General features: G+C 41.7%; 8 protein-coding genes, 22 tRNA genes, 2 rRNA genes, 1 pseudogene and 1 riboswitch. Of the genes and pseudogenes, 30 read left to right on the plus strand and 3 right to left on the minus strand.

Going from position 1 to position 15,458, the window contains the following annotated elements:
• Positions 1 to 181: 181 nt before the first annotated feature.
• The 25 genes from HMPREF9706_RS00005 to HMPREF9706_RS00125 all read left to right on the plus strand — a co-directional run bounded on the left by HMPREF9706_RS00005 (position 182) and on the right by HMPREF9706_RS00125 (position 6,799).
• Positions 182 to 3,059, plus strand: a 23S ribosomal RNA gene (locus HMPREF9706_RS00005).
• Between the two features lie 74 nt (positions 3,060 to 3,133).
• Positions 3,134 to 3,249, plus strand: a 5S ribosomal RNA gene (gene rrf / locus HMPREF9706_RS00010).
• A gap of 17 nt (positions 3,250 to 3,266) precedes the next feature.
• Positions 3,267 to 3,339, plus strand: a tRNA-Val gene (locus HMPREF9706_RS00015).
• 10 nt (positions 3,340 to 3,349) lie between these two features.
• Positions 3,350 to 3,422, plus strand: a tRNA-Lys gene (locus HMPREF9706_RS00020).
• 57 nt (positions 3,423 to 3,479) lie between these two features.
• Positions 3,480 to 3,561: transfer RNA gene (locus tag HMPREF9706_RS00025), tRNA-Leu, on the plus strand.
• Between the two features lie 17 nt (positions 3,562 to 3,578).
• Positions 3,579 to 3,651, plus strand: a tRNA-Thr gene (locus tag HMPREF9706_RS00030).
• 5 nt (positions 3,652 to 3,656) lie between these two features.
• Positions 3,657 to 3,728 (plus strand) — tRNA-Gly (locus tag HMPREF9706_RS00035).
• 26 nt (positions 3,729 to 3,754) lie between these two features.
• Positions 3,755 to 3,840: transfer RNA gene (locus HMPREF9706_RS00040), tRNA-Leu, on the plus strand.
• Between the two features lie 29 nt (positions 3,841 to 3,869).
• A tRNA-Arg gene (locus HMPREF9706_RS00045) sits at positions 3,870 to 3,943 on the plus strand.
• Between the two features lie 53 nt (positions 3,944 to 3,996).
• A tRNA-Arg gene (locus HMPREF9706_RS00050) sits at positions 3,997 to 4,070 on the plus strand.
• A 7-nt stretch (positions 4,071 to 4,077) separates the two neighbouring features.
• Positions 4,078 to 4,151: transfer RNA gene (locus HMPREF9706_RS00055), tRNA-Pro, on the plus strand.
• Between the two features lie 14 nt (positions 4,152 to 4,165).
• A tRNA-Ala gene (locus HMPREF9706_RS00060) sits at positions 4,166 to 4,238 on the plus strand.
• A gap of 5 nt (positions 4,239 to 4,243) precedes the next feature.
• Positions 4,244 to 4,317, plus strand: a tRNA-Met gene (locus HMPREF9706_RS00065).
• 9 nt (positions 4,318 to 4,326) lie between these two features.
• Positions 4,327 to 4,400, plus strand: a tRNA-Ile gene (locus HMPREF9706_RS00070).
• 28 nt (positions 4,401 to 4,428) lie between these two features.
• Positions 4,429 to 4,518, plus strand: a tRNA-Ser gene (locus HMPREF9706_RS00075).
• A gap of 11 nt (positions 4,519 to 4,529) precedes the next feature.
• Positions 4,530 to 4,602: transfer RNA gene (locus HMPREF9706_RS00080), tRNA-Met, on the plus strand.
• A gap of 23 nt (positions 4,603 to 4,625) precedes the next feature.
• Positions 4,626 to 4,696, plus strand: a tRNA-Gly gene (locus HMPREF9706_RS00085).
• A 9-nt stretch (positions 4,697 to 4,705) separates the two neighbouring features.
• Positions 4,706 to 4,779, plus strand: a tRNA-Ile gene (locus tag HMPREF9706_RS00090).
• 34 nt (positions 4,780 to 4,813) lie between these two features.
• A tRNA-Ser gene (locus tag HMPREF9706_RS00095) sits at positions 4,814 to 4,902 on the plus strand.
• A 27-nt stretch (positions 4,903 to 4,929) separates the two neighbouring features.
• Positions 4,930 to 5,001: transfer RNA gene (locus HMPREF9706_RS00100), tRNA-Glu, on the plus strand.
• Positions 5,002 to 5,012: 11 nt separating this feature from the next.
• Positions 5,013 to 5,102 (plus strand) — tRNA-Ser (locus HMPREF9706_RS00105).
• A 29-nt stretch (positions 5,103 to 5,131) separates the two neighbouring features.
• Positions 5,132 to 5,204 (plus strand) — tRNA-Met (locus HMPREF9706_RS00110).
• Positions 5,205 to 5,233: 29 nt separating this feature from the next.
• Positions 5,234 to 5,306, plus strand: a tRNA-Asp gene (locus HMPREF9706_RS00115).
• 3 nt (positions 5,307 to 5,309) lie between these two features.
• Positions 5,310 to 5,380, plus strand: a tRNA-Gly gene (locus HMPREF9706_RS00120).
• A gap of 93 nt (positions 5,381 to 5,473) precedes the next feature.
• Positions 5,474 to 6,799: a M18 family aminopeptidase gene (locus tag HMPREF9706_RS00125; RefSeq protein ID WP_006907300.1), complete on the plus strand. Its 1,326-nt coding sequence runs from the start codon at positions 5,474 to 5,476 to the stop codon at positions 6,797 to 6,799.
• Between the two features lie 72 nt (positions 6,800 to 6,871).
• Here HMPREF9706_RS00125 and HMPREF9706_RS00130 read toward each other — a convergent pair whose 3' ends face one another.
• Entirely contained in the window at positions 6,872 to 7,675 is an 804-nt protein-coding gene (locus HMPREF9706_RS00130) for a hypothetical protein (protein WP_006907301.1), read from the minus strand.
• 178 nt (positions 7,676 to 7,853) lie between these two features.
• Positions 7,854 to 7,938: riboswitch (SMK box riboswitch) on the plus strand.
• Between HMPREF9706_RS00130 and metK the strand changes: the two genes are divergently transcribed.
• The 5 genes from metK to HMPREF9706_RS00155 all read left to right on the plus strand — a co-directional run bounded on the left by metK (position 7,936) and on the right by HMPREF9706_RS00155 (position 12,928).
• The gene (gene metK, locus HMPREF9706_RS00135) at positions 7,936 to 9,123 is read left to right on the plus strand and encodes a methionine adenosyltransferase (protein WP_006907302.1); all 1,188 of its coding nucleotides are present in this window, start codon (positions 7,936 to 7,938) and stop codon (positions 9,121 to 9,123) included. It overlaps the preceding riboswitch by 3 nt.
• A 79-nt stretch (positions 9,124 to 9,202) precedes the next feature.
• Positions 9,203 to 9,328 carry a hypothetical protein gene (locus tag HMPREF9706_RS09005; protein ID WP_006907303.1) on the plus strand — a complete coding sequence of 42 codons (126 nt, stop codon included), beginning with the start codon at positions 9,203 to 9,205 and terminating at the stop codon, positions 9,326 to 9,328.
• 45 nt (positions 9,329 to 9,373) lie between these two features.
• On the plus strand, positions 9,374 to 10,561 hold the full coding sequence (locus HMPREF9706_RS00145; protein WP_269208129.1) for an FAD-dependent oxidoreductase: 1,188 nt from the start codon (positions 9,374 to 9,376) through the stop codon (positions 10,559 to 10,561).
• Positions 10,562 to 10,718: 157 nt separating this feature from the next.
• A complete protein-coding gene (locus HMPREF9706_RS00150) occupies positions 10,719 to 11,897 on the plus strand; it encodes a MalY/PatB family protein (protein WP_006907305.1) in 1,179 nt (392 codons plus the stop codon).
• 14 nt (positions 11,898 to 11,911) lie between these two features.
• Positions 11,912 to 12,928, plus strand: a complete 1,017-nt coding sequence (locus HMPREF9706_RS00155) for a sulfurtransferase (RefSeq protein ID WP_006907306.1) — start codon at positions 11,912 to 11,914, stop codon at positions 12,926 to 12,928.
• Positions 12,929 to 12,965: 37 nt separating this feature from the next.
• Here HMPREF9706_RS00155 and HMPREF9706_RS00160 read toward each other — a convergent pair.
• Together HMPREF9706_RS00160 and HMPREF9706_RS00165 are read right to left on the minus strand one after the other, a co-directional pair.
• Positions 12,966 to 14,594, minus strand: a pseudogene (locus HMPREF9706_RS00160) (IS1182 family transposase); the annotation flags it as partial.
• A gap of 264 nt (positions 14,595 to 14,858) precedes the next feature.
• Positions 14,859 to 15,431 (minus strand): tRNA (mnm(5)s(2)U34)-methyltransferase, encoded by a 573-nt coding sequence (locus HMPREF9706_RS00165; RefSeq protein ID WP_006907308.1) that lies wholly within the window; start codon positions 15,429 to 15,431, stop codon positions 14,859 to 14,861.
• Between the last annotated feature and the right edge of the window lie 27 nt (positions 15,432 to 15,458).

Here is a 15,458-nt window from a genome sequence, read left to right on the forward strand (position 1 = left end):
TGAGTGAGCTTTAAAGCGAACTCAACTTGATCATTGAAAACTGAATAACACCAAACAAGATTGATCATTGACTCGGATGCGAGCAATGACAATCCATTATTTCTAAAAAGATATAATGAACCGAGAAATTGACCGAGTCTATAACGAAAGTTATAGAATAAAAAATAAGCGAAAATATTGTGGTTAAGCAATGAAGGGCGCACGGTGAATGCCTTGGCACTAGGAGCCGATGAAGGACGCGACGAACAGCGATATGCTTCGGGGAGCGGTAAGTACGCTAAGAACCGGAGATTTCCGAATGGGGGAACCCGATACGGATAGACCCGTATCACTCGAAAGAGAGGTAGACGCAGAGAACTGAAACATCTAAGTACCTGCAGGAAAAGAAAATAAGAATGATTCCCTAAGTAGCGGCGAGCGAACGGGGAAGAGCCCAAACCAACGTGCATGCACGTTGGGGTTGAAGGACTCCAGGAAAGACTGAAACACTTAGTCGAAGCCCATGGGAAGGGGCGGCGAAGCGGGTGAGACCCCCTTAGACGAAAAGTGAGACAGCTTAGGAGTATCCTGAGTACGGCGGGACACGAGAAATCCCGTCGGAATCCACCAGGACCATCTGGTAAGGCTAAATACTCCCTAGTGACCGATAGTGAACCAGTACCGTGAGGGAAAGGTGAAAAGCACCCCGGGAGGGGAGTGAAAGAGTACCTGAAACCGTGTGCTTACAAGTAGTCAGAGCCCGTTAAGGGGTGATGGCGTGCCTTTTGTAGAATGAACCGGCGAGTGACGATTTGTGGCGAGGTTAAGTTGAAGAAACGGAGCCGAAGCGAAAGCGAGTCTGAATAGGGCGAGAGTCAAAGGTCGTCGACCCGAAACCAGGTGACCTACCCATGTGCAGGTTGAAGGTGTGGTAAGACACACTGGAGGACCGAACTAGGACATGTTGAAAAATGTTTAGATGACGTGTGGGTAGCGGAGAAATTCCAATCGAACTTGGAGATAGCTGGTTCTCTCCGAAATATATTTAGGTATAGCCTCAGAGGATGAGAGATGGAGGTAGAGCACTGTTTGGACTAGGGGCCCACACGGGTTACTGAATCTAGATAAACTCCGAATGCCAACTTGTTAACTCTGGGAGTCAGACGGCGAGTGATAAGATCCGTCGTCGAAAGGGAAACAGCCCAGCCCACCAGCTAAGGTCCCAAAGTACTTGTTAAGTGGAAAAGGATGTGGGGTTGCATAGACAGCTAGGATGTTGGCTTAGAAGCAGCCATCATTGAAAGAGTGCGTAATAGCTCACTAGTCGAGTGACCCTGCGCCGAAAATGTACCGGGGCTAAACAAGACACCGAAGCTGTGGATTTACTTTAGAGTAAGTGGTAGGAGAGCGTTCTATGTGCGGCGAAGGGGTACCGTAAGGAGCCTTGGAGCGCATAGAAGTGAGAATGCCGGTATGAGTAGCGAAAGATGGGTGAGAATCCCATCCACCGATAGACTAAGGTTTCCAGGGGAAGGCTCGTCCGTCCTGGGTTAGTCGGGACCTAAGCAAAAGCCGAACGGCGTATGCGATGGATAACAGGTAGAGATTCCTGTACTTGGGAAGACGTTTGAGCAATGGAGGGACACAGGAGGTAAGTCCACGCAGGCGGATGGAAGAGCCTGTAGAAGCAGTGAGTGTGCGAGTGAGTCAAATGCTTAGTCGCAGAAAGCATGAGCTGTGACCTGGAGCGAAGTAAAAGTAGCGAAGGTGGATCATCAAACTGTCGAGAAAAGCTTCTAGCGAGTCGAACCAACCCGTACCGCAAACCGACACAGGTAGTCAAGTAGAGAATACTGAGGTGAGCGAGAGAACTCTCGTTAAGGAACTCGGCAAAATGACCCCGTAACTTCGGGAGAAGGGGTGCACACGCAAGTGTGCCGCAGTGAATAGGCCCAGGCGACTGTTTATCAAAAACACAGGTTTCTGCTAAATCGAAAGATGATGTATAGGAGCTGACGCCTGCCCGGTGCTGGAAGGTTAAGAGGAGTGCTTAGCTTCGGCGAAGGTACGAATTGAAGCCCCAGTAAACGGCGGCCGTAACTATAACGGTCCTAAGGTAGCGAAATTCCTTGTCGGGTAAGTTCCGACCCGCACGAAAGGCGTAACGATCTGGGCACTGTCTCAACGAGAGACTCGGTGAAATTATAGTACCGGTGAAGATGCCGGTTACCCGCGACAGGACGGAAAGACCCCATGGAGCTTGACTGTAGCTTGATATTGAGTGTTTGTGTGACATGTACAGGATAGGTAGGAGCTTAAGAATTGTGTACGCCAGTATGCAAGGAGGCGTTGGTGGGATACTACCCTTGTGATATGAACCCTCTAACTCGCGTGAAGAACACGGAAGACAGTGTCAGGTGGGCAGTTTGACTGGGGCGGTCGCCTCCTAAAGAGTAACGGAGGCGCCCAAAGGTTCCCTCAGAATGGTTGGAAATCATTCAAAGAGTGCAAAGGCAGAAGGGAGCTTGACTGCGAGACCAACAAGTCGAGCAGGGACGAAAGTCGGGCTTAGTGATCCGGTGGTACCGCATGGAAGGGCCATCGCTCAACGGATAAAAGCTACCCTGGGGATAACAGGCTTATCTCCCCCAAGAGTTCACATCGACGGGGAGGTTTGGCACCTCGATGTCGGCTCATCGCATCCTGGGGCTGAAGTCGGTCCCAAGGGTTGGGCTGTTCGCCCATTAAAGCGGTACGCGAGCTGGGTTCAGAACGTCGTGAGACAGTTCGGTCCCTATCCGTCGCGGGCGTAGGAAATTTGAGAAGAGCTGTCCTTAGTACGAGAGGACCGGGATGGACACACCGCTGGTGTACCAGTTGTTCCGCCAGGAGCATCGCTGGGTAGCTATGTGTGGGATGGATAACCGCTGAAAGCATCTAAGCGGGAAGCCAGCTTCGAGATGAGATTTCCCAATCGCAAGATTTAAGACCCCTGAGAGACGATCAGGTAGATAGGCTAGGAGTGGAAGTTCAGTGATGAATGGAGCGGACTAGTACTAATCGGTCGAGGACTTAACCAAGACAATTTCAAGGGAAGTAGGGTGTTATTTAGTTTTGAGTGATGAAGAATCGCTCAAGGTGAAAGAGGGCACAGTGTGGTGATGAGGGCAAGAAGGATACACCTGTAACCATGCCGAACACAGAAGTTAAGCTTCTTAGCGCCGATGGTAGTGGGGACTTTGTTCCTGTGAGAGTAGGTCGTTGCCACGCGTGCTCGTTCATCTAACGGGGGATTAGCTCAGCTGGGAGAGCGTCTGCCTTACAAGCAGGATGTCAGCGGTTCGAACCCGTTATCCCCCATTTAAATATTGACTCGTTAGCTCAGTAGGTAGAGCATCTGACTTTTAATCAGAGGGTCACAGGTTCGAATCCTGTACGGGTCATTGCTAGTTGATTAAACATCTAGCCAGGACGGCAACGCCGTTTGGATTTATAATATCGCGGGTGTGGCGGAACTGGCAGACGCACTAGATTTAGGATCTAGCGCCTAACGGCGTGGGGGTTCAAGTCCCTTCACCCGCACTTATAACAATTGATTAGCCGGCTTAGCTCAGTTGGTAGAGCATCTGATTTGTAATCAGAGGGTCGAGGGTTCAAGTCCTTTAGCCGGCATTAATGCGGAAGTAGTTCAGTGGTAGAACACCACCTTGCCAAGGTGGGGGTCGCGGGTTCGAATCCCGTCTTCCGCTTTGCCTAAAAACCAAAGGCTTAAAGAGCCGGGGTGGCGGAATAGGCAGACGCACAGGACTTAAAATCCTGCGGTGAGTGATCACCGTGCCGGTTCGACTCCGGCCCTCGGCATTCACAAAAGTGAATATAAATTAATACTTGCACCCATGGCTCAACTGGATAGAGTACCTGACTACGAATCAGGCGGTTGCAGGTTCGAATCCTGCTGGGTGTATTACATAATACTTACTGTGATACATTCTATCAGATTTGTTATGTAAATATTTTGCACCCGTGGCTCAACTGGATAGAGTACCTGACTACGAATCAGGCGGTTGCAGGTTCGAATCCTGCCGGGTGTATTATCAACGGGAAGTAGCTCAGCTTGGTAGAGCACTTGGTTTGGGACCAAGGGGTCGCAGGTTCGAATCCTGTCTTCCCGATTGTTATATATAATGGGGGATTAGCTCAGCTGGGAGAGCGCCTGCTTTGCACGCAGGAGGTCAGCGGTTCGATCCCGCTATTCTCCATTTTTGGCGGTGTAGCTCAGCTGGCTAGAGCGTCCGGTTCATACCCGGGAGGTCATGGGTTCGATCCCCCTCGCCGCTATAATAGGACGGACCTTTAGCTCAGGTGGTTAGAGCTCCCCGCTCATAACGGGGCGGTCGTAGGTTCGAGTCCTACAAGGTCCATTTAATTGGATTTTGAAATATTGATTGTGGAGGATTACCCAAGCCCGGCTGAAGGGAACGGTCTTGAAAACCGTCAGGCGTGTAACAGCGTGCGTGGGTTCGAATCCCACATCCTCCTTTGCGCATTATCGCGGGGTGGAGAAGTTGGCATCTCGTCGGGCTCATAACCCGAAGGTCGTAGGTTCGAATCCTACCCCCGCAATTGTTCTTAGTTTCGTTCCTAATGCGGGTGTAGTTTAGTGGTAAAACCTCAGCCTTCCAAGCTGATGTCGGGAGTTCGATTCTCCTCACCCGCTTTTGATTTTGGGCCTGTAGCTCAGCTGGTTAGAGCGCACCCCTGATAAGGGTGAGGTCGGTGGTTCGAGTCCACTCAGGCCCATTCAGTTTAATAATTAATATTTAAATTGGCACATGGGGAAGTACTCAAGTGGCTGAAGAGGCGCCCCTGCTAAGGGTGTAGGTCGGGTCTACCGGCGCGAGGGTTCAAATCCCTCCTTCTCCGTTTAATATTTTTAAATAATAATGACACGGCCCGTTGGTCAAGTGGTTAAGACACCGCCCTTTCACGGCGGTAACATGGGTTCGAATCCCGTACGGGTCATTATTTTTTTTGGAGGATTACCCAAGTCCGGCTGAAGGGAACGGTCTTGAAAACCGTCAGGCGTGTAAAAGCGCGCGTGGGTTCGAATCCCACATCCTCCTTTTTACCTTTTATATAGGTAGAATATAATCGCGGGGTGGAGAAGTTGGCATCTCGTCGGGCTCATAACCCGAAGGTCGTAGGTTCGAATCCTACCCCCGCAATTAGCATTTTATAATATTATAACTTAATTGGTCCGGTGGTGTAGGGGTTAACATGCTTGCCTGTCACGCAGGAGATCGCGGGTTCAAATCCCGTCCGGACCGTATGCGGGTGTAGTTTAGTGGTAAAACCTCAGCCTTCCAAGCTGATGTCGGGAGTTCGATTCTCCTCACCCGCTTAATGTTTTTAAGCCCTTTAGGGCTTTTTTATTTTGTTCTAGATTGTTTATGATATAATCTAATGACTAGATCAATAATGGAGGAAGTTTATTATGGATTTTCTGAATATTTCAAAAAAATTAGTCAATTTTATTCAAAAATCGCCCAGTATGTTTCATACCTGTTCAACTATTTCAAAAAAATTAGATCACAATGGCTTTAAATGCTTAGAGGAAGGTCATGTTTGGAATCTTAAGCCAGGCGGTAAGTATTATACGACAAGAAATGGCTCATCACTTATTGCTTTTACGATTGGAGAAGATTTGGAAGATTATCATTTTCAAATTACTGCTTCACACAGTGATTCGCCTACCTTTAAAATTAAAACCGTACCTACCTTAGAAGGACCTGACCAATACATTCGTTTGAATGTAGAAGGTTATGGTGGGATGATTGACTCAACCTGGTTTGACCGTCCTTTAGGGATTGCTGGTCGTGTGCTTGTTAAGGATCATGATAAAATTTCGTCTAGATTATTACATATTGAGAAAGATGTGCTAATTATCCCAAATGTAGCGATTCATTTGAATCGGACCATTAATTCTGGCTATGATTATAATCGTCAAGTTGATCTTTGCCCTCTTTTTTCATCAGGTAAGTTGAAAGTCAGCGATTTTAATCAAATGATTGCGGATAGTTTAAATGTAGATCCTGATGCCATTGTTAGTCAAGATTTGTTTATTGTCAATCATCAAGCACCTTCAATTTGGGGGTGGGCGGATGAATTTGTTTCTTCTCCAAAATTAGATGACTTACAATGTGCCTTTGCATCATTGGAAGCTTTGATTCGTTCAAATAATCGTAAAACAATTAATGTATACGCTTGCTTTGACAATGAGGAAGTAGGGTCGAATACTAAACAAGGTGCTATGTCTACCTTCTTACATGACTGTTTGAGAAGGATTAATTTTGGCCTCGGCTATAGTGAAGAAGCATATTATCAAGCCATTTCAAAATCATTCTTGGTATCATGTGATAATGGTCATGCTGTCCATCCTAATCATGGTGAATTAACAGATGATCTTAATTGCAGTTATATGAATAAGGGGATTGTTATTAAGGAAGCAGCTAATCAAAAATATACAACCGATGCTTTCTCTCAAGCTGTTTTTAAAATGATTTGTGAGAATGCATCGGTACCGATTCAACATTTTGCCAACCGATCAAATATGCAAGGGGGCTCGACACTTGGTAATTTATCTAATACACAAGTGAGTGTTCATGCTATAGATATTGGTTTAGCCCAGTTAGCTATGCATTCTTCTTTTGAAACTGCAGGCGTGAAAGATACTCTTTATGCTATTCAAGCATTACTAGAATTTTATGATTCCCTGATTACGATTCATTCATCGAATGATTTTATGATTACTCGAGGTTAATGAACTTACAATAAAAAGCTGATCACTTATGGTTAATATCATAAGTGATCAGCTTTTGTGTTCTATGAAACCTTAAAATATATATGCAATTAAATATAGTAAGTTAAAGCAAAGCATCATACTGGCATTAAAATTGATCTTATTTTGAATCTTATCCATGGTTTTGACCGAAATAAGATTTGGTATGGATACAAGGGGTACAAAGGTTAACATGAATATTTGTCCTAGCAGATATGAATGGGTGGGTAGACTAAAGTATATTCCTAGAAGCAGTGCAATTATCATCATTGCAAAAGCTATTTTTTTTATATTTTGGCTAAGGATTTTAAATTTGGGAAGAGTTGGCAAGGTATTTTTAAGGTCATTAGTGATTAGATTAGATGCCATACAATAGATAACAATTGGAATAAGATCCAGTAAGAATTTATTGCTCAATTGATGACTTTGAGAATAGTATGCAACGATATTTAAAATGAACCCGTTAAAAAATGTACTTAAAAAAATGTAATTAAATGTTCCTACTAAATAGAAGGGATAGTACTGTAAAAAGATAAATAGTAGATATAGGATAATCAGTATGGATATAGCCCAATGTTGTGTAAGAACAAATACGAGTGCTAGGATAATGCAAATAACGAGGCAGGCATAATAAATACTCATAGGAGTCTGTTTTTGATTGGCAGCAATGTATCGCTGATATTGAAAATGCTCGATGAGCTGAGTGAATATGACGAGACCATATAGTGCAGCAGCAATTAAGAAATTAGGTGTTTTTGTGACCTGAAATCCCAGAATCAGACCGAATATAACGGAAGCTAAAGGACTAATAAATATTTTTACTATGGGATGCTGCAAGTAAGAGATAAATTGTTTCATGGCCGTTTCCTTCTTTTAATTGATTTAGATTTTAAAAATAGGATAGTATCCTTCTGTATTGTATAAAGTGTACCGTTTAATGGCTTTGTCTGCAAGCGAATTCGCAATTTTAATAGAAAGATTTGAATGATCCTTAAAAAATTTAATCGCATTTATTCCTAGCTTCATGGTATAATTCTACTGTTACAATTCAATTCCCGATGGGGTTCATTTTTAAATGAATATGCCTTGTAACCAATAATTTTAAATGGGGGAAAAATATGGTAGAAAAGAATTTATTTACATCAGAATCTGTGACGGAAGGGCATCCGGACAAAATCGCTGATCAGATATCTGATGCAATATTAGATGCAATTTTAGAACAAGATCCATTAGCGCGCGTTGCGTGTGAAACTGCTGTTAATACAGGATTAGTGGTAGTTTTTGGAGAAATAACCACTTCTGCTTATGTTGATATCCAAAAAATTGTCCGTGATAAAGTAAAATCAATCGGCTATGATCGAGGAAAATACGGCTTTGATGCTGAGAATCTGGCGGTTTTAGTTTCAATTGATGAGCAATCACCCGATATTGCGTTAGGTGTGGATCATTCATTAGAAAGCAAGGAAGGATTAGCGGATCAAGCTGATAATGGAGCTGGTGATCAGGGCTTAATGTTTGGTTTTGCATGTGATGAAACGCCTGAACTTATGCCACTTCCTATCGCTTTGGCGCATCGATTAGCAAAACGCTTGACTCAAGTGAGAAAAGAAGGCCTATTAGATTATTTAAGACCCGACGGTAAGACTCAGGTAACAATTGAATATAATGATGAAGGTATTCCTGAACGAGTGGATACAGTTGTAGTATCTACCCAACATAGTGAAGAAATATCATTGGACCAATTGCGTCAGGATATTCATCAGCAAGTAATCTTACAGACGATTCCTCAACAACTAATGGATGAACAAACTAAAATATATATTAATCCTACAGGCCGTTTTACGATTGGAGGACCTAAGGGGGACTCTGGATTAACAGGTCGTAAAATTATCGTAGATACTTATGGGGGATATAGTCGACATGGTGGGGGTGCTTTTTCTGGTAAGGATGCAACCAAAGTTGATCGCTCAGCATCTTATGCTGCTAGATATATTGCAAAAAATTTAGTTGCAGCAGACATTGCTAAAAAGATCGAAATTCAATTGGCTTATGCGATTGGTGTTGCCCAACCGGTTTCCGTATCGGTGAATACTTTTGGGACCTCTGAGTACTCTAATCATCAGATTGAAGCAGCTATTCGTGAGCTCTTTCAGTTAACGCCAAGCGGTATTATTAAGATGCTTGAACTAAGACAGCCTATCTATAGTCAAACAGCAGCTTATGGACACTTTGGCCGACAAGAACCAGGATTTACTTGGGAAAGATTAGATAAGGTTGAAGCCATTCAAACTTATTTTAAAGATTAGTTTTCTTTATTAATTGCTTCCTTTTATTTGATATGCTAATATATTAATTAGAATAATTATCATTTTAGGAGGTAATAGCATGAAATATGCAGTGGTTGGAACTTCTCATTTTGGTTATGAAGCAGTTCAAACTTTATTAAAGCAAGATCCAAATGCTGAAATTCATTTATATGAGGCGGGAGCTGAGTCTTCCTTTATGGGGTGAGGAGCTCAATCCTACCTGGAAGGTATATCTAAAAGTTTAGATGAAATTCATTTTGCTAATAATGCTTCTTATAGTAGTCAAGGAATCCAGATGCATTCATCGAGCCAAGTTATAGCACTGGACCCAGATAAGAAGGAGTTGACCGTCAAAACTGATCATGGTGAAGAAAAACATGATTATGATAAATTGTTATTAAGCCCAGGGGGCTACGCACCTAAACCGCCTTTTGAAGGGATTGATCTTCATAATGTTGATACTTTCAGAGGGCCTGAAGATACCGCCGCTTTCAAAGCTGGTATGGCTGATACCAAGCATTTAGTAGTTATTGGCTCAGGATATATTGGCATCGAAGTGGCAACTGCTTATGCTCAAGCAGGTATTGATGTATTGGTGATTGATCAACAAGAACATGTTTTACCAAGCTATCTATGTAACCAAATGGCTGACCGCCTAGAAAAATATTTATTAGATAAAGGCATTCGTTTCAAAGGAAATGAGACGGTTAAGCAATTAAAAGGGAAAGCGGGAAGTGTATCTGCAGTTGTGACCGATCAGGGAGAGTATCCAGCTGATCGTGTGTTAGTTGCAGTTGGTGTAAAACCTGGAACTGATTGGTTAAAAGATATATTATCGATGGATGATCGAGGATTTATTTTAGTGGATGACTTTTTACAAACATCAGCTGAGGATGTTTATGCAGGGGGAGATGCTACCTATGTCCCATATGCACCAACAGGTAAATCAGCATCTGTAGCTTTAGCAACGATTGCTCGGCGTCAGGGAATCGTGGCTGCTTTGAATGCGGTAGGGAAAAAAGTTAAAATGCCACCGGTTTCTGGGACCTCTGCTTTAAAGGTATTTGACTATACATTGGTGTCGACTGGTTTATCTCATAGTAATCTAGATACATATGATGGCATTGTTGAATCTAAATATGTTGAAGAACGTGTTTATCCTGACTTTATGCGTAAAGAAGGTTCGGTCTATATGAATATTCTTTTCGATAAGGAAACTCATGTTATTTTGGGAGGACAGCTAATGTCTACATTTGATGTTGCAGATTCTATCAATGTGCTTTCAAGTTTGATTAACGCCGGTTATACCTTGGAGCAATTAGCATTACTTGATTTCTTCTTCCAACCTAATTATGATCGGCCTTGGCATTATCTTAATGTATTAGCGATAGAAGCCCTAGGAAATACTGTAGGTGGAGCTGATAAGTTATTGTTTTAATCAAGAGAATAAAAGATATATCTTAGATAAATAGGGGATGATTTGCTTCGTCCCCTATTTTTAATTTATCGAATAGATTAGCAGCAAGCCATTGAAGAAAACGCTTTGATTGTGTATGATAAGATTGTTTAGTAATAAACCAAGGAGGCTATTTAGGATGAAGTATGACTTTCAAACGCTTGTAGACCGAACGGAACAAGGATCAAAAAAGTGGCTATTGATGCGGGAAGAAAAGACATCGATTGCTGATGGAGTGGCTCCACTCTCAGTTGCAGATCTAGACTTTCCCATGGCTCCAGAATTAATTGAAGGTTTAAAGAAAGAATTAGATCATTTTATTATGGGCTATACGGTACCCACTAAACGGTATTACCAAGCTGTTCAAAAATGGATGAAAGAACAGCATAATTGGGAGATTGATCCAGAATGGTTGGTGACCGCTCCTGGAGTGGTTCCTGCAATCTCTGTTTTTATTCAAGCATTTACCAATGAGGGTGACGGGGTTATTATTTTTGAACCAGTTTATAATCCTTTTAGAGTGAGTATTGAAAAAAATAACCGGAAAGTGGAAAGTGTGGATTTAATTAATCGTGAGGGGTATTACACGATTGATTTTAAAAAGTTCGAGAAAGTTGCAGCTCAGAATGATACTAAGGCTTTGATTTTCTGTAGTCCTCATAATCCAGTAGGACGTGTTTGGCACCAAGATGAATTAAAACAATTAGCCGAAATCTGCGCAAAATACGAGATTACAATCTTTTGTGATGAGATTCATTCGGATCTCACTCATTCTGACTATCTACATATTCCATTTGAAAAGGTATCAGAAGCTGCTGCTGAAAATGTGGTTTTAGCAACAGCACCATCGAAGACTTTTAATATTGCAGGTTTAATGACTTCTAATATTTTTATTCCAAATCCCAAGATGCGAGAAATTTATCGTAATATGGCTGAAAAGCTCAATTTATTAACCGTTCCCGCATTGGGTATACTGGCATGTCAAATCGCTTATGAGGATTGTGCAGGCTGGAAAAAAGAGTTTGTATCTTTAATTGAATCTAATTATCATTTAGCGAAGTCCATGCTTGAAGAAGCACTCCCACAAGTTATTGTCACTAAAATGGAAGCCTCCTATCTTTTATGGCTAGATTTATCTAGCTTTAATTTAGATGAAGCAAGTTTGAATGCTTTATTACATGAATACGATCTATTTGTGACTAATGGTCAAGTGTTCAGTCAACATTGTACTAACTTTATTCGAATTCACTTGGCTTTACCACAAGAAGTAGTAGAAGCTTCAATAAATCGTTTGATTAGCGCTTTGAAATCAATCTAAAGGGGATTTTATTTATGGCGTCAGAACATGAAGCTTTAATGGCTAGTAATTATCAAATTGAACAAGCTGGTATTGATTCACGTTTAATGAGAGATCATGAACCACTTAGGCCAGACCATTTCTTTATCAGTGCTCATACATTAAAAAAAGCGTTAGATCAAAAAATGGATTCGCTAGTAGTTTTAGACGTGACGCGCGGTAAGGGAAATTATCAGCTTGATCAAACTAGAGTAGCGAGCGACTATGCTAAAGGACATATTCCTGGTGCGACGCACTTTAATACGGATGAACTAGGTGAATTTAAAGATTACTTACTTGAGCCTGATTTATTAAAAGAACGATTTTTAGCTAAGGGTATTACCAAGGATACACTTTTAGTGGTGTATTCAATTTATGCTCGAGATATTCTCTATATTGCCTCGCGTGTGGCATTTGCTGCTTACTACCTAGGTGTTGATCAAGTAAAAATTCTTGATGGAGGCTTACAAGCATGGCAAAGAGCTGGATTCGAATTGGAATATGGTGAAAAATCGGATAAATCAGCTCAGGATTTTGGCTGTGATGTACCAAAAAGACCTGAAATTTATATCAAAAGGCCAGAAGATTTATTAAACTATCGAGAAGAACACCCTAAAGCAATATTAGCCTCAGTTCGGACTTGGAAGGAATACTTGGGTGTTAATGAGGGGCACGCTTGGAACAAAGGAGTTGGAGAAATTGCAGGTGCGCGATATTTGGGAGATGAACGTTTAGCAAATATACAGGGTTATATTGCTAATTCAGATGTTTATCAGCCTCAATGGGAACAATGGGGTTTAACCAGAGATCAGGAAATTGTTTTATATTGTGGAACCTCATGGCGATCTTCAACAGCCTTTTTTGTGATGAAGCAGTTAGGTTATAAGCACTTAGCCATGTTTGACGGATCGTGGTTTAAATGGTATCAAGCTCATTTAGAAAACCCAAAACGATTCCCCATTCAGCGTGGAAATCCGATGGGACAGCCACCGCTTGAATTGATTGATTTTTAGAGCAGACCCGAAGTGAATTTAATGGTATAAAAGTTTCTAGAGAGGCTGTGACACAAGTCTCAAAAATACCCAGAAATTTTATCCAATAGGAGTAAAATTTCTGGGTTCTTTCTTTTTCTGTCTTTCTTAATCGCAATTTTCTTAGGTTAGTTGCCATTAGAGCTAATCCCATCTCATTATTCACGGCCTGTTTCCCTCGAACATGAAATCGAGTGAATCCCAAACAAGCCTTCAGATGACCAAATGTTGGTTCAACATCGATCTTCCGCTGGCTATAAATTGGACGATATTTCGGATCTTTTAAGAGCCCCCTTTGCTTGGCTTTGAAGTAGTCATACGAAGGATTAACCGTAATTTTTCGGACATATCCTTTCTGAGTAAGGGCTGCTTCAATTTCTTGTTGATTCTCATCGATCCGTTCTGCTTGATACTCTTTAAAATTTCTTTCAAAACCATACTTATCCGTTCGGGTGCGATAAGCGAAGAAATTAAATCGTACCCCTTGAGGATCGACGTAACAGTCTTCTTTTTCATCATAGTCCCAATTCATGACTTTTGAGTCGTCACTTCGCCATTTTCGACTCTGTTCTTTAAGATACGTGCCATAAGGAATTAATGCGGTGATTTCGGGAAAGCTTTCTTCAAGATAAGTATAGTTACTTTCAGAGCCATATCCTGCATCCATACTCACCACTGAAAAGGAGCGAAACAGTGCTTGATGACTCTCAAAGAAAGGTCTTAATGTCCGCGTATCTGTCGGGTTTGAAAAAAGTTCATAAGCTAAAACAAACTGATGAGAGGTGGCAATCTGTAAATTATAGCCCGGTTTCAACTGACCATTCTTCATGGGATCTTCTTTCATTCGCATAAAGGTCGCATCGGGGTCCGTTTTTGAATACGAATGACGTTCACCTAAGATGGCTCGTTGCGTTTGATAGTGTTGATGCTTGGAATGACAATGTTTCATGCGCCTCAATTGACTCTTGACTTTTCGCCGCTCCTTTTTGTGAGGATTCGGTGACAACCGAGGAGACTCTTCGATGGTTTCCTCTAAGTCTTCTAAGCGAACTTCAAGCTGGGTAATGGTTTCTTCAAGCCCTTCAAGCGTTAGTGGGGTCTCTTCTGGAATCAACCCCATTTGATAATACTGACGCATTTCATTGACGAGTTCGGTCATCTTTTGTCGATTCATTGCTTCAAAGCGGATCGTGTTCTTTTTCCAGACAAAGCTGTACTTATTGGCATCCGCTAAGATTTTTGTCCCATCAATAAAGAGATGATCATCGATAAGTCGTTGTTGTCTTAAATACCGCACAAATTCATCATAACTTTGTTTAAGAATGTCAGCTAATTCATCGGACTGTCTAAATCGACAAATTGTACGGTAAGAAGGTACTTCATTTTGACACAACCAGATAGCGGGCAGATTTTCGCGAGCCAATTGTTCCATCGAGCGACTGGTGAAGACACCGCGAGAATAAGCATATAATAATAACTTGAGTAACATCGAGAAGTCATATTTACGAGGACGACCAAAGAGATAGGGATAATGAATCTCTAGAGAGTCCACAAATTGATGAATATAGTAGCTGATGTGATCTTCTTGAGGGCGGTATTGATAAGAGACTTCCAAATAAAGTTGATTTAGGTTATAATGAGTATGCATTTTTTGGTCCTTTCTAGGATTGAAATGGAAACAGAGGGGTGAGGTCCTCTGTTTTTTTATTGATTAACTTAATTATAACATAAAAACCGGCTGAATCGTTGATATTACAACGATTCAGCCGGTTTTTTGGTGGACTTATGTCACAGCCTCTCTTTATTTTTGATAGGCGATTCGTTTTTTTGAGACTCTGATAATTTTGTGATTATTTTAATTGAAACAATCAAATGATAGACTCAGTTTATAGAAAACAGTATTTATAGCTATTTATTTTCTTTTTTCAATGATGATGAGACAGGGGGGATTGTTTTTTTGATTAAGATAATCAGTATAAGCAATATGGAAGATTCCCTGTGACCAAGTGCTTAATTGATCTAAAAGAAAATGCTTTTCATCAGCTCCCTGCCTATGTCCAGAATAAATCACTAGAATAATTTGGCCTTTTGGAACTAATCGAGTAGCTATTTGTTGAATGGCACGATAAGTTGAATCATAGTGGGTAGTTATCTGATGGTTTCCACCGGGAAGGTACCCCAGATTAAAAATTGCGCCGTGAATAAAGGGAAATTTATCTTTATCTAATTTTTGATCAAGTAAATCGTGACTAGCATGGAATAATAGATACTGGTGAGACGCAAAAGATTCTAGGCGCTGTTTGCTTTGGATGATAGCCTCTTCTTGGATATCAAAACCAACAACTAATCCCTTAAATTGATGGTGGGAAAGGATATAATGGCTATCATGACCATTTCCCAGTGTACCGTCTATAAACACTCCGCTAGGGAAGCGTTCTATTAGTTGGTCGAGATGGTCATGGCTGAGGGATAGGGCATTCTTCATTGGCATTCTCCTTTGCTGTTTTTACCA

This window comes from Facklamia hominis CCUG 36813, assembly GCF_000301035.1.
In the GTDB taxonomy this organism is placed as follows: Bacteria; Bacillota; Bacilli; order Lactobacillales; family Aerococcaceae; genus Facklamia; species Facklamia hominis.